Here is a 12,592-nt window from a genome sequence, read left to right as displayed (position 1 = left end):
CTTCTACTTCCCATGTCCAATTCAGCTACTTTGCCCATTCGTCCCCGCGTTGACATCAACGCGAAACCGCTCGGCGTGGCACTGCTCTTCATCGTGCTCGGCGCCCTGTATCTGGCGCAGGTCGTCGACGCGCGCCAGTCCGTGCTCTACCTGATCGGCGCCTTGCTCGGCGTCGCGCTCTACCACGCCGCCTTCGGCTTTACTTCCGCCTGGCGCGTGTTCATCGCCGATGGCCGCGGCGCCGGCCTGCGCGCGCAGATGATCATGCTCGCCGTCGGCGTGCTGCTGTTCTTCCCTGCCCTGTCCAGCGGCACCCTGTTCGGCACGCCCGTCAGCGGCCTGGTCTCGCCCGCCGGCACCTCGGTGGTCGTGGGCGCCTTCATCTTCGGCATCGGCATGCAGCTGGGCGGCGGTTGCGCCTCCGGCACGCTCTACACGGTCGGCGGCGGCAGCACCCGCATGATCGTCACGCTGATCGCCTTCATCGCCGGTTCCGTCATCGCCACCGCGCACATGCCCTACTGGACCTCGCTGCCGCAGCTGGCGCCGATCTCGCTCGTGAAGACCCTGGGCCTGGCGCCGGCGCTGCTGCTGAACCTGGCCGTGTTCGCACTGATCGCGGGTATCACGGTGGTGGTCGAAAAGCGCCGCCACGGTCGCCTCGTCAGCCCGGACGCGAAACCGGTGCACGGCCCGCGCTGGCTGCGCGGCCCCTGGCCGCTGGTCGCCGGCGCCCTGGCCCTGGTAGTGCTGAACTTTGCGACCCTGGCCCTGGCCGGCCGTCCCTGGGGCGTGACCTCGGCTTTTGCGCTGTGGGGTGCGAAGGCTGCCTCGGCAATCGGCATCGATGTGGCGAGCTGGACCTACTGGTCGACCAAGGCCAATGCCGCCGCCCTGGCCGCGCCGATCTCGAAGGATGTGACCTCGGTGATGGACATCGGCATCGTGCTCGGCGCCATGCTGGCCGCCGCCCTGGCCGGCCGCTACGCCCCGGTGTGGAAGCTGCCGCTGCGCTCCTTCATCGCCGCCGTCGTCGGTGGCCTGCTGCTCGGCTATGGCGCCCGCCTGGCCTACGGCTGCAACATCGGCGCCTACTTCAGCGGCATCATCTCGGGCAGCCTGCACGGCTGGCTGTGGCTGGTGTTCGCCTTCGCCGGCAACGTCATCGGCACGCGCCTGCGTCCGCTGTTCGGGCTGGAAGTCGAGCGCGTGAAGCTGGCGGCCTGCTAAGCTGCTTTCGCTGACTTTCGCGCCGTGAACGTGTTCACGGCGCGAAGGCAGCCTGGCTGTATTTCATCGGGTAGCGGCGGATCAAGCCGCTCCTTTTTCCCCTGGGACGTGGCGGTGGCCCCAGACGGATTCGGTTCATCCTCCACATGTCTGGACGCCTGACCATGAGGAGTCGTCCATGCTACACGGCTGAGGATCGAACGCGGCGAGGCTTTCATCACCGAACATGCCTCTTCCGAACACGGCCGGCGCGCCTTCTGCCAGTGCTGCGGCTCCACGCTGCTCTGGCGCAGCGAGGAAACGCCCGAGCGCATTGCGATTACCCTCGGCACCCTGGACACACCGTTCACCGGCACGGTCGACACCGAACTGCAAACCGGCACCAGGTCCTCATGGCTTCCGCTCAGGGATCCGTGCAGCCGGATGTCGTCCTGACCACATATAATGAGCCGCGCTCGCCAGCCGGTCAGTGCTTTATACATATCATCATGCAAGGTTAATACATGAGTTCCCCTATCCTGTCGAAGGGCGCCGGAGTGGCGCAGCGCGAGCAGATGGAAGCCAGTACCTATGCCAAGGTTACTGTGCGGCTGCTGCCCTTCCTTTTTCTCTCCTACGTCGCGGCTTACCTGGACCGCGTCAATGTGGGCTTCGCCAAGTTGCAGATGCTGAACGACCTGCAATTCAGCGAAACCATCTACGGACTCGGTGCCGGCATTTTCTTCATCGGCTACTTCCTGTTCGAAGTCCCCAGCAATATCATCATGCACAAGGTCGGCGCGCGCATCTGGATTGGCCGCATCATGATCACCTGGGCCCTCCTGTCCGGGGCGATGGTGTTCGTGACCAGCCCGACCATGTTCTACGTGCTGCGTTTCTTCCTGGGCGTTGCCGAGGCCGGCTTCTTCCCCGGCATCGTGCTGTATCTGACGTACTGGTTCCCCGCGCAGCGGCGCAGCCGCATGAATGCGCTGTTCATGATCGGCATCCCGATTGCGGGCGTGGTCGGTGGGCCGTTGTCGGGCTGGATCCTGAATTCCATGAACGGTTTCCATGGGATGTCAGGCTGGAAATGGATGTTCCTGATCGAAGCCCTGCCGTCGCTGGTGCTGGGCATCATGACGATCTTCTATTTGCCTAACAAGATCCGTGATGCCAAGTGGCTGAGCAACGAAGAGAAACAGCTCCTCGAAGAGAATATCGCGAAGGAGAACACTGGGAAAGCGGATCACGCGCTGTCCGGCGTATTCGGCAATCCGCGCGTCTGGCTGATGGCCGCGATCTACTTCTGCTGCATGATGGGCCTGTATGGTGTCGGCTTTTACCTGCCGACGCTGATCAAGGCGGCCGGGGTCCAGGATGCGCTGGATGTCGGCCTGCTGACAGCCATCCCTTACGGCTTCGCCGTGATCGCCATGCTGGCGATTGCGAAAAGCGCAGATCGCACCCGTGAGCGCCGTTGGCACTTTACGGTCGCAAGCGGCCTGGGCGGCATAGGTCTGCTGCTCGCCACGATCTACGGCGACAATGTCACGCTGGCCATGGCCGCGTTATCGCTCGGTACCGCCGGCCTGCTGGCCACCATGCCGGTCTTCTGGACGTATCCGAGCTCCATCCTCGGCGGCACCGCGGCCGCTGCCGGCATCGCCATGATCAACTCCGTCGGCAACCTGGCAGGCTTCGTCAGCCCGTCGATCATCGGCTGGATGAAGGACGTGACACAAAGCACCGATGCGGGAATGTATGTCGTGTCGGCGGCCTTGATGGTGGGCGCATTGCTCGCCTTGTTGCAACCGCGCAGCCTGGTCAACCGGTAAGCTGATTTGCTGCTGATGCAGGCCGGGCACTTTTCGGCCGGGCCTGCATTGGCGTTTGCAGTAAAGGTCGGTCCGGTCTCCCGTCGCGGCGCCTGGCCGTACAGGCCGCTTGTCTCCATTGCCGCGTTGGGTGCCAGCACTCCTTGACCTGAAGGTTTCATCAGGCGCGCTTACAGTAGCGCCATTCGCCTGGCGGAGGTTACAATATATTGCAATTACGCAATATCATAAGCCCCTGCACACGACGATGACCAGCTTGAAAAAAAGAGGCGCAATCCAGCTCGCTTATGTTGGTATCACCGTCATCGCGTTTCTCGGGCTGAACTGGATCAACGAGCTGGCGTTCATTCAGTTCGAGCGAAGCAAGGGGGTCAACTGGGTCTTCCTCCCCGCCGGCATCCGCTTGCTGGCAACGCTGTTCTTCGGGTTTGCCGGCTTTGTCGGCCTGCTCTTGGCAAGCTTCTATCTCAACTTCCACCACTTCTTCTTCCAGGATGAGGTGCGTGCGATCAGCGGCGCGGTCGCCGGGGCGGCTGGTCCTTACCTCGCATATCTTTTCGCAAAACACTGGTTCAATCTGGGGCCACGCCTCGGGAACCTGACCGCGCAACGGCTCCTGATTACCGGGGTGCTGTGCGGCCTCATGAGTCCTGTTTTTCATCATGCCTTCATGTGGGTCCAGACCGGGCTGGTCGACTGGACTGCGCTGACGGCGATGATCACCGGCGATATCGTGGGCATTCTTATTGTGCTGACCATCGCAAAGAGCCTGATCAAGCTGACCGATCCCCGCGATGTGGATCCCCATCTTTATTAGAAGAGCGGCCGCGCTCGCTCGAGCTGCCGCATAATGCGCTTTTGACTCTGGAGCGCACGATGGACCAGTTTGACGCCTCGATCATCGCTTCCTGGAACCGCAATACCGATCCCTGGGTCGCCGCCGTGCGCAACGGAGAAATCGCAACCCGCACGCTCGTCACCAACGACGCCATCGTCGATACGGTGCGCGCCCATGCGCCGCAAACCGGCCTCGACCTGGGTTGCGGCGAGGGCTGGCTGGTGCGGGCGCTGCCGGACGTGCAGATGGTCGGGACCGATGCGATTCCCGGCCTGGTCGAAGCGGCGCGCGCGGCCGGCGGCGGCGACTTCCGGCTGCTGTCCTACGAAGAAATCGCCGAAGGAAAACTGGCGCTGTCGGTTGACCTCGCCGTCTGCAATTTCTCGCTGATCGGGAACGCGTCCGTGAGCGGCCTGTTCCGGGCCGCGCCTTCCTACCTGCGCCGCGGCGGCCACCTGGTCGTGCAGACCGTCCATCCTGTCGCCGCCTGTGGCGACGCGCCGTATGTCGACGGCTGGCGCGAAGGCAGCTGGGCGGGGTTCAACAGCGGCTTCCAGGACGCACCGCCCTGGTATTTCCGCACTTTATCGAGCTGGATCGCGCTGTTCGAAACCAATGGACTGCATGTGCGCGAGATGCGCGAGCCTCTGCATCCGCAGACCGGCAAGCCGGTCTCGCTGATCCTGGTAGCTCAGCTGCCGGAGTGATCAGGTCAGCTTCAGCCAGCCGCGGCGGCGGAAGTACAGCAGCGGCGCGATCGCGCTGGCCACCATCAGGCCCAGCGCGAACGGATAGCCATAGGTCCAGTTCAGCTCCGGGAACCATTTGCTGAAGTTCATGCCGTAGATGCTGGCGATCAGGGTCGGCGGCAGGAAGATCACCGAGGCCACCGAGAACATCTTGATGATCTTGTTCTGGTTGATGTTGATGAAGCCGACGGTGGCGTCCATCAGGAAGTTCACCTTGTCGAACAGGAAGGAAGTGTGGCCATCGAGCGATTCGATGTCGCGCAGGATCTGGCGCGCCTCGTCGAACTGTTCCGAATTGAGTAATCGGCCGCGCATCAGGAAGCTGACCGCGCGGCGTGTGTCCATCATGTTGCGGCGGATGCGGCCGTTCAGGTCTTCCTCGTGGGCGATCGCGTTCAGCGCGGCGGCCGCGTCCTGGTCGGAGAATTCTTTCTGCAGCACGCGCTGGCTGACTTCTTCCAGGCTCTCGTAGATGCCCTCGAGCGCGTCCGCCGAGTACTCGGCGTCGGTGGCGTAGAGGTCGAGCAGCACGTCCATGTAGTCGGCGATCGAGCCCGGGCGCGAGCGCGCGCGCATGCGCACCAGGCGGAACACCGGCAGGTCGTCCGAGTGTACCGAGAACAGCATCTTGCCCGACAGGATGAAAGCGACCGTGATCACGCGCGAAGGGCCGTCCTCTTCCTCGCGCAGGAAGTCGGTGCGCAGGTGCAGGTCGCCGTTCTCGGCTTCGTAGTAGCGGGCCGAGGCCTCGATGTCCGAGACTTCGTCCTCGCCCGGCAGCGAGACCCCATAGATCGTCTTGACCCACGCGCGCTCGTCATCGTCCGGGTCGGTGAGATCGACCCAGACAGGCGTGACGTTCTCCAGGTCGGCGCGCGAAGCGATGGGTACCTGGTTCAGTCGGCCATTTTGTAGGACAAATACATTGATCATGCGCGCTTTCTCGGCCGGAATCAAAACTGACGCAAGTGTACCCGTTAGCCCCGAGGCCGGCCACCCCGAAACAACGGTTTTGCCCCGCCTTCAGCGTTTTTTCAGCGAATTTTGAAGCGCCCGGCAAAAGCCCCGGGGCGGCATGCCTTGTCGACGATGCAAGGCCCCCATGGGCTTGACCGGGTGCCCGTTACGGCAACTCGGCCGCGTTCATCCGGCGCTGGATGAGGTTGGTGCGCTTGACGAGGTAATTGGTGCTGCGGTTGCGGTCGTAATAGCGCGGATTGGGCAGCATCACGGCCAGGCGCGCCGCCTGGGCCGGCGCCAGCTTGGCCGCCGAGGTGCGGAAGTAATAGCGCGCCGCCGCTTCCGCGCCGAACACGCCGCGGCCGAACTCGACCACGTTCAAATACACCTCGAGGATGCGGCGCTTGCTCATCACCGACTCGAGCATGAAGGCGATGATCATCTCCTGGCCCTTGCGCAGGTAGCTGCGCGAACCGGACAGGAACAGGTTCTTGGCCAGCTGCTGGGTGATGGTCGAGCCGCCGCCGACGACCTTGTGCTTGCGGTTGTTGCGCTCGTAGGCCCGTTCGAGCGCGTCGAAGTCCACGCCCGGATGGTCGGCGAAATTCGCGTCTTCCGAAGCCACCACTGCGCGCTTGAGGTTGTTCGAGATGCGCTCGTAGGGCACCCACTCGTGCTTGAGCTGGGCGTTCGGGTTCTTTTCGCGCAGTTCCGAGAGCTGCTGGCGCATGAAGCTGGTCGAACTCGGGTTGAAGTACACGAACCAGCAGACCTGCACGAAGAAGTAGAGCTGAAGCAGCAGCACGGCCAGGATCGGCCCCAGGAAAATCCACTTGATCCAGCGGCGCCTGTTCGGGGCGCCGCCCGCATTGCCTTTTTTTGCCATCGTTATTATTTTGTTCGCAAAGTCGTCAGGAGATCATGGGTATCCGGGCGCACGCCGCGCCAGATCGCAAACGCTTCGGCGGCCTGCTCGACCAGCATGCCGAAGCCGTCGCGCGTCCGGGCGCCCTGCTTTGCCGCGAACTGCATGAAGGGGGTCGGCTGGTCGCCATACATCATGTCCAGCGCCAGCGTGTCCTTCGTAAAAGCCGAGGCCGGGACCGGCGGCATTTCCTGGCTCAGGCTGGCCGAGGTGGCGTTGACGACGATGTCGAAGGCGCCGCGAATGTCTTCGAAGCCGCAGGCCTTCACTTCGGTGACCTGGTCCTGGAAGTCGGCCACCAGCGCATCGGCGGTCGCGCGGGTGCGGTTGGCAACCAGGATGGCCTTGGGCCCCTGCTGCAGGAAAGGCAGCACGACGCCGCGCGCCGCGCCGCCCGCGCCCAGCAGCAGGATGCGTTTGCCGGCCAGCGCCACGCCGGCGTTGCGCACGATGTCGGCGACCAGGCCGGGGCCGTCGGTGTTGTCGCCGACGATCTCGCCGTCGATAAAGCTCAGCGTGTTGACCGCGCCGGCCGCGCGCGCCCGTTCTTCCAGGCGGGTGGCCAGGCCTGCCGCCTCCAGCTTGAAGGGCACGGTGACGTTGGCGCCCTTGTACCCCTTGGCGATGAGGTCGCGCACGACGTCGGCGAAGCCGTCGAGCGGCGCCATGCGGCGGCCGTATTCGATGCTCTGGCCGGTCTGGGCGGCAAAGGCGGCGTGGATCTGGGGCGACTTGCTGTGCGCGACCGGATTGCCGATCACACAATATCGATCAGTTGTACTGGAACTCACGATGCCTCCTGCAATTCGGCCTTCATTTTTTCCTCACGGGTGAAGGTAAAACGGGTAATCACGATCCACAGGTCATCCTTGCCGACCGTGCGCATGTTCTGGGGAAAGCTGCCGAAGGGCGCGGCGCGGCGTACGATCTCGAGCGCGGCCTTGTCCAGCGCCGGGTTGCCGGAACTGCGCTCGACGCGCGGGCCGCCCTCTTTCTGGTACAGGCTGCCGTCCTGGAAGACCGGGATCGACACCACCAGCTCGCCGTACAGCTTGCGCCCATTCTGCTGTGGGAAGTTCAGCGTGCCCATCTCTTCCACGCGCTTCTGCATCGCCTTGTAGTACAGGGCATAGCCGACCTGGCGCGTGCTCGGCGAAATGTGGGTACGCTTGGGGCGCTTGTTCTGGTCTTCGATGGTCTGGGTGATCTCGGCCGTCATGCGCGCAATCTGGCGCGCGGTGTCGACTTCGTCCTGGCCGGTTCGGCTCGGGTCCGGCTTGTCCTTGTCGCGCACCGGCGCAGCGGCGAAGGTCGATTGCTGCACGCGGGTGAGCACGTTCTGCTGCAGCTGCTCGAGTTCGGCGATGCGGCGCTGCAGGGCCTTGATGCTGTCGCCGTTCTCGTTGCGGCGCAGGTCAGGCAGCGGCGACTTCGAGCGGCCGGCATCCTGGGCGCCGCCGCCTTCCAGGTTGGCCTGGGCCAGGGCCTCGGCCTTGGCCGGCGCATTGGCGTGCCTGGCGTTGACCAGGATGACCTCCAGTCCGGGGTCGGCCGGCTGCATCCGGAACACCTCGGGCGCGGCGAAGCGGACCGCCAGCAGCAGCGCATGCGCCGCCACCGAGGCGGCAAGAGCGATCATCAGGGGTCGGTTGTGTAGTGAAGACTTCACGCGGGCGCGCCGGACGGCTTTGGATCAGGGAATCCAGGCATTCTACCGTGCCGCAAGGCACTGCGGGAGATTGGTGGCGGCGTGGCAACGGACCATCGATGCGTTCCGAAATGCGAGGGCGTCGGCCAGTCCGGCTCGCGTGAAGGCCGCCCCATCCCCGGTATAATGTCCCTGGGTGCACACACATCGGTGTGGGGCAGGATGCGCGTTGGTCGGGCCGCCACGCGGTACGCGTTCGTCCCCGAAAGGCACCCGATGACCATCATCCAACGCGCCCTGTCGCGCACTTTCACCCGCTTCTTCGAATCCAAGAAGGCAGGCGGCATCGTCCTGATCGCCTGCACCATCATTTCCCTGCTGCTGGCCAATTCGCCCCTTGGCGACGACTACCTGCACGTCTGGCACATGCAGGTGCTCGGCATGAGCGTCGAGCACTGGGTCAACGACGGCCTGATGGCGATCTTCTTCCTCCTCATCGGGCTGGAACTCGAGCGCGAGCTGTACAACGGCGAACTCTCCGATATCCGCAATGCCATGCTGCCGATCCTGGCGGCCGCCGGCGGCATCGCGGTGCCGGCCCTGATCCACTTCCTGCTCAACGGCGGCACGCCGACCCAGGCCGGCATCGGCATCCCGATGGCGACCGACATCGCCTTTGCCCTCGGCGTGCTGGCCCTGCTCGGCAGCCGGGTGCCGGCCTCGCTGAAGATCTTCCTCACCGCCCTGGCCGTGATGGACGACCTGGGCGCGATCATCGTGATTGCCGTCTTCTACACGGCGGAGCTGGCGGGTCTGTATTTACTGGGCGCGCTGGCCGTGTTCGCGCTGCTGGTGTGCATGAACCGTTTCCTGCGCATCATGGCGCTCGCGCCCTACCTGGTCGGCGGCGCACTGATGTGGTTCCTGATGCTGAAATCCGGCGTGCACGCGACCATTGCCGGCGTGCTGCTGGCCTTTGCGATCCCCTATTCCGCGCGCGAAGACGACGAAGAATCGCCCTCGCACCGCCTCGAACACATCCTGCACACGCCGGTCGCCTTCGGCATCCTGCCGATCTTTGCGCTGGCCAATACGGGCATCGTGATCGGCGCAGGCTGGACCGGGGAACTGCTGTCCACGAACAGCCTCGGCATCCTCGGCGGCCTGCTGCTGGGCAAGCCGATCGGTATCGTGCTGGCCAGCCTGGGCGCGGTCGCGCTGGGCCTGTGCAAGCTGCCGCTCGACCTCGACTGGAAGCATGTGCTGGGCGCGGGCCTGCTGGGCGGGATCGGCTTCACGATGTCGATCTTCATCACCAACCTCGCCTTCGTCGGCAGCCCGGACGTGATCAATGCCTCGAAGATGGCGATCCTGCTGGCCTCGCTGGTGGCGGGCACGCTCGGTTTCGTGTGGCTGAAGCTGTTCGGCGCGCCCACCGCGGTGGACGTCGATACGAACACGATGGACCTGGAGCAGGACGCGCGTTGAACGTGGGAAGCGGCCGCCTGCCGGGGGCGGCCTGCTTTATCGCGGCTGCTCGGGGCAGACGAGCTTGAGCGCCGCCCCGTCTTTCTCGGCAAAATACTCGATGCACTTGCTGCCGTCGCGGTAGATCGTGCGCATGCCGAAGGAGGATGCATAGTCCGCCTCGTCGAAGCTGACCGAGCCGTCGTGGTCGAAGTCGATGGCATCGAAGCTCAAGGGCGAGCGCGCCACCATCCAGGCGAAGACCGCCCAGTAACCCAGCACCAGCACGGCCGTGACGATCACGACCGTTCGGACCGACCTGCTCTTCACGATACGCCGCCCTCCCCTGGGCTTATTGCTGGGCGCCGGTCGGGGTGGCGTCGTCGGTGCTGATGGCCGCGACCGCGCCTTCGGCTTCCACGACTTCCTCGACCGCGGCTTCGCCGGTATCGCCCTCTTCCTCCTCGAAGGCCAGCTCCTCGCTCGGCGCGGCCTGGGCCACTTCGAGCAGGCGCGCCTCGAGCGAGAGGTCGACTTCGTCCCAGCGCACGATGTCGAGCTTGACCTGGGCGCCGCGCGCCACCTGCGGCAGGCCGGCCAGGCGGATCACCAGCGGAATGTCGACCAGGCGCAGCACGTCTTCCTTCAGCACCACGGCATCGACCTGCTTCGCGTTTTCCTGGCCCAGCCAGCGCAGGCACCAGTAGCGTTCCATGGTCTGCTGGAAGTCGTTGTAGGCCGAATAGGCGGCGTCGAAGGCCGAGACGATCGAGAACAGGGTCGCGTCGCGCGGCTTGAACGGCGCCACCAGGGGCGCGGTCACGCCGTGCTCGGCGCAGGCGATGATCTGCCACTGGTTGACCAGGTCGGTGTAGCGGCGCAGCGGCGAAGTGCTCCAGGCGTACTGGTCCACGCCCAATCCCTGGTGGGGCGCGGCGTGCGTGACCATGCGCACCTGCATCTTGGCGGCCCAGCCGGCGCCGCTGCCGGCGCCTTGCGAACGGTAGATGCCCGGCACGCCCGAGTCGTGCAGCAGCTTGCCCCAGGTGCTGTTCGCGAAGATCATCAGCTCGGCGACGATCTTGTCCAGCGGCGCGCCGCGCTTCCTGCGCACGATGGAGACCACGTCGTCCTCGACGTAGAAGTTGAAGTCGACGCGGTTCGCCTGCTCGGGCTTCAGGCCAAAAGCTTCACGCTTGGCCATGCGGCCCGCTTCCAGCTTCAAAGCCCATTTCCACAGCAGCGCCAATTCAAGCTTGTGCGGATAGTCGCCTTCGCCGTTTTCCAGCGTCTCTTCGTTGACCACATCGTCCAGGTCGTTGTGACGCAGGTTGCTCTTGATCGGCACCAGTTCGGCGCGGGTCGTGGTCGACACCACCGACCAGTCGGCCGGGTTCAGGACCGCGTACAGCGACAGCGCCGGGCAGGTATTGCCTTCGGCCAGGGTGAAGGCATTCACCACCTCGTCCGGCAGCATGGTGATCTTGTCGCCCGGCATATACACAGTGGACATACGGGTACGCGCGATCTTGTCGATCTCGTCGTCCGGCTTGATCGCCAGGCCCGGCGCCGCGATGTGGATGCCCACGCGCACGGTGCCGTCGTCCAGGTGCTCGACCGAGAAGGCGTCGTCGATCTCGGTGGTGGTCACGTCGTCGATCGAGAACGCGGCCACTTTCGCCGTCGGCAGATTGGTCGGGGCGCTCGGCACCGGCAGCGCCGGGAAGCCGGCGCCGCGCGGGAAGTGCTCGAACAGGAAGCGGCCCATGTGCAGCTCTTTCGGCGAAGCAATGCCTTTCGTCGCCAGCATCAGACGCGGCGCCGAAGTCTGCAGTTCGCTGGCGGCCGTTTCCAGCGCCTTGTATTCGATGGTGTTCTTGTCCGGCTTGAACAGCAGTTGCTGGACGATAGTCGCCATCGCTTCCGGCAGCTTGCCGGCCTTCAGTTCCTCGACGTAGGCGGCCTGGATCAGCGCCTGCTGCTTCTTCTTCTCGATGCCGGCCTGGGCCGCGCGCAGCGACTGCTCGGGGGCAGCCTTGTAGCGTCCGCGTCCCTTCTTGTAGAAATAGATCGGGGCCGAGTGCAGGGCCAGCACCAGGCCGGCCGCTTCGCTTGGCAGCGGCGCGTGGCCGAAGTACTCGGCGCCCAGCTCGGCGAAACCAAACTCTTCCTGACCGGCCACTTCCCACAGAAAGTCGAGGTCGACGTCGGCGGCAATGGCCTTGGCCGCTGCCAGCAGCGACTCGGGGTCGGGTTTCTCGAACTGCAGGAGCACGTCCTTGGCTTTCACCTTGGTGCGCTTGCCGCTCGCCAGTTCCACCTGATAGGCCTCGCCTGCCTGGGACAGCACCGAGCCGACCTTGAAATCGCCCGACTCTTCAAAAAATACATTCATGTTTCGTTTCGCGTTATATGTGTTGCGCCCAGATCGAGTACCGCCGGCAAGAATACCTCGGTGACCATCAGCAGGCCTTGATGGCGGCGGTAGACACAACGCCGCGCATAAAATACGTTTCCTTGCAGCTCGCCGCCGAGCGCGCTATCGAGCCTGTCGACCAGCGGATGGCCGCGGCGCAGCCGCGCAAATTCCAGTGGCCCGCGCTCGACCAGCGGGTCGTAAAACAGCGTCGTGCCGAGCGAACGTTCACCCAGCGCCGAAAACAGCGGCCAGTCCGTCGCCGTGGCCGACATCGGCACCACGGTGTGGCCGAACACCGCCGGCTTGCCGTCGCAGCACAGCAGCACTTCGCGCTCCCACACCCGCTCGCGCCGCGGCAGCCCGATCGGTCCCACCTCTTCCAGCGCGCACAGCGCCGCGTGCTGGTGCAGGCGCTTCACGCGGAAGGCCGCGCTGCTCCCCACCAGGCGCGCCGTCAGCGAACCCTTCGTCGTCAGCCAGTCGCGCATGGCTTGCGGGGCGCCCACGGCCCCGGCGTGGCGATGCCATCGCGCCCGGCG

The 12,592-nt window shown here is 64.8% G+C and carries 13 protein-coding genes; 6 read left to right on the top strand and 7 right to left on the bottom strand.

The window, feature by feature from the left end; genetic code table 11:
• The first annotated feature begins 12 nt into the window (after positions 1–12).
• From ACSUZJ_RS04320 to ACSUZJ_RS04300, 5 genes are all read left to right on the top strand, one after another.
• The gene (locus tag ACSUZJ_RS04320; protein WP_499413618.1) at positions 13–1,230 is read left to right on the top strand and encodes a YeeE/YedE family protein; all 1,218 of its coding nucleotides are present in this window, start codon (positions 13–15) and stop codon (positions 1,228–1,230) included.
• Positions 1,231–1,419: 189 nt separating this feature from the next.
• On the top strand, positions 1,420–1,665 hold the full coding sequence (locus ACSUZJ_RS04315; protein WP_499416432.1) for a GFA family protein: 246 nt from the start codon (positions 1,420–1,422) through the stop codon (positions 1,663–1,665).
• 68 nt (positions 1,666–1,733) lie between these two features.
• A complete protein-coding gene (locus ACSUZJ_RS04310) occupies positions 1,734–3,047 on the top strand; it encodes an MFS transporter (protein WP_499413616.1) in 1,314 nt (437 codons plus the stop codon).
• 247 nt (positions 3,048–3,294) lie between these two features.
• Positions 3,295–3,864 carry a hypothetical protein gene (locus tag ACSUZJ_RS04305; protein WP_499413614.1) on the top strand — a complete coding sequence of 190 codons (570 nt, stop codon included), beginning with the start codon at positions 3,295–3,297 and terminating at the stop codon, positions 3,862–3,864.
• Between the two features lie 59 nt (positions 3,865–3,923).
• Complete coding sequence (locus ACSUZJ_RS04300; protein WP_499413612.1) at positions 3,924–4,592, top strand: class I SAM-dependent methyltransferase; 669 nt, start codon at positions 3,924–3,926, stop codon at positions 4,590–4,592.
• Here the strand turns inward: ACSUZJ_RS04300 and corA are convergent, their stop codons facing one another.
• The 4 genes from corA to ACSUZJ_RS04280 form a co-directional block, all read right to left on the bottom strand.
• Positions 4,593–5,567 carry a magnesium/cobalt transporter CorA gene (gene corA / locus ACSUZJ_RS04295; protein WP_499413610.1) on the bottom strand — a complete coding sequence of 325 codons (975 nt, stop codon included), beginning with the start codon at positions 5,565–5,567 and terminating at the stop codon, positions 4,593–4,595. It abuts the gene before it with no gap.
• A gap of 190 nt (positions 5,568–5,757) precedes the next feature.
• Positions 5,758–6,480: a monofunctional biosynthetic peptidoglycan transglycosylase gene (gene mtgA, locus ACSUZJ_RS04290; protein WP_499413608.1), complete on the bottom strand. Its 723-nt coding sequence runs from the start codon at positions 6,478–6,480 to the stop codon at positions 5,758–5,760.
• A gap of 5 nt (positions 6,481–6,485) precedes the next feature.
• Positions 6,486–7,310 (bottom strand): shikimate dehydrogenase, encoded by an 825-nt coding sequence (gene aroE / locus ACSUZJ_RS04285; protein WP_499413606.1) that lies wholly within the window; start codon positions 7,308–7,310, stop codon positions 6,486–6,488.
• Positions 7,307–8,158: a TonB family protein gene (locus ACSUZJ_RS04280; RefSeq protein ID WP_499413604.1), complete on the bottom strand. Its 852-nt coding sequence runs from the start codon at positions 8,156–8,158 to the stop codon at positions 7,307–7,309. Before ACSUZJ_RS04280 ends, aroE begins: the two co-directional genes overlap by 4 nt.
• 285 nt (positions 8,159–8,443) lie before the next feature.
• On the opposite strand from ACSUZJ_RS04280, the gene nhaA reads away from it, so the two are divergent.
• The gene (gene nhaA, locus ACSUZJ_RS04275; protein WP_499413602.1) at positions 8,444–9,655 is read left to right on the top strand and encodes a Na+/H+ antiporter NhaA; all 1,212 of its coding nucleotides are present in this window, start codon (positions 8,444–8,446) and stop codon (positions 9,653–9,655) included.
• 36 nt (positions 9,656–9,691) lie between these two features.
• Here the strand turns inward: nhaA and ACSUZJ_RS04270 are convergent, their stop codons facing one another.
• The 3 genes from ACSUZJ_RS04270 to ACSUZJ_RS04260 are packed head-to-tail and all read right to left on the bottom strand — an operon-like array spanning position 9,692 to position 12,541.
• Positions 9,692–9,964, bottom strand: coding sequence for a hypothetical protein (locus ACSUZJ_RS04270; protein WP_499413600.1), 273 nt, complete (start codon positions 9,962–9,964; stop codon positions 9,692–9,694).
• 22 nt (positions 9,965–9,986) lie between these two features.
• The gene (locus ACSUZJ_RS04265; protein WP_499413598.1) at positions 9,987–12,029 is read right to left on the bottom strand and encodes a ribonuclease catalytic domain-containing protein; all 2,043 of its coding nucleotides are present in this window, start codon (positions 12,027–12,029) and stop codon (positions 9,987–9,989) included.
• On the bottom strand, positions 12,026–12,541 hold the full coding sequence (locus tag ACSUZJ_RS04260; RefSeq protein WP_499413596.1) for a chorismate--pyruvate lyase family protein: 516 nt from the start codon (positions 12,539–12,541) through the stop codon (positions 12,026–12,028). Before ACSUZJ_RS04260 ends, ACSUZJ_RS04265 begins: the two co-directional genes overlap by 4 nt.
• Between the last annotated feature and the right edge of the window lie 51 nt (positions 12,542–12,592).

The organism is Telluria sp. B2 (assembly GCF_051789535.1).
Classification (GTDB): domain Bacteria; phylum Pseudomonadota; class Gammaproteobacteria; order Burkholderiales; family Burkholderiaceae_D; genus Telluria.
Note: the sequence above shows the minus strand (reverse complement) of the source record. Positions and strands in the feature narration are given on the sequence as shown.

Bases quoted from the DNA above. Each gene is read 5' to 3' on its own strand.
- ACSUZJ_RS04310 (WP_499413616.1), top strand. From the start codon at position 1,734: ATGAGTTCCCCTATCCTGTCGAAGGGCGCCGGAGTGGCGCAGCGCGAG.
- ACSUZJ_RS04320 (WP_499413618.1), top strand. From the start codon at position 13: ATGTCCAATTCAGCTACTTTGCCCATTCGTCCCCGCGTTGACATCAAC.
- corA (WP_499413610.1), bottom strand. From the start codon at position 5,567: ATGATCAATGTATTTGTCCTACAAAATGGCCGACTGAACCAGGTACCC.
- ACSUZJ_RS04300 (WP_499413612.1), top strand. From the start codon at position 3,924: ATGGACCAGTTTGACGCCTCGATCATCGCTTCCTGGAACCGCAATACC.
- ACSUZJ_RS04265 (WP_499413598.1), bottom strand. From the start codon at position 12,029: ATGAATGTATTTTTTGAAGAGTCGGGCGATTTCAAGGTCGGCTCGGTG.
- nhaA (WP_499413602.1), top strand. From the start codon at position 8,444: ATGACCATCATCCAACGCGCCCTGTCGCGCACTTTCACCCGCTTCTTC.
- mtgA (WP_499413608.1), bottom strand. From the start codon at position 6,480: ATGGCAAAAAAAGGCAATGCGGGCGGCGCCCCGAACAGGCGCCGCTGG.
- ACSUZJ_RS04280 (WP_499413604.1), bottom strand. From the start codon at position 8,158: ATGATCGCTCTTGCCGCCTCGGTGGCGGCGCATGCGCTGCTGCTGGCG.
- ACSUZJ_RS04260 (WP_499413596.1), bottom strand. From the start codon at position 12,541: ATGCGCGACTGGCTGACGACGAAGGGTTCGCTGACGGCGCGCCTGGTG.
- ACSUZJ_RS04305 (WP_499413614.1), top strand. From the start codon at position 3,295: ATGACCAGCTTGAAAAAAAGAGGCGCAATCCAGCTCGCTTATGTTGGT.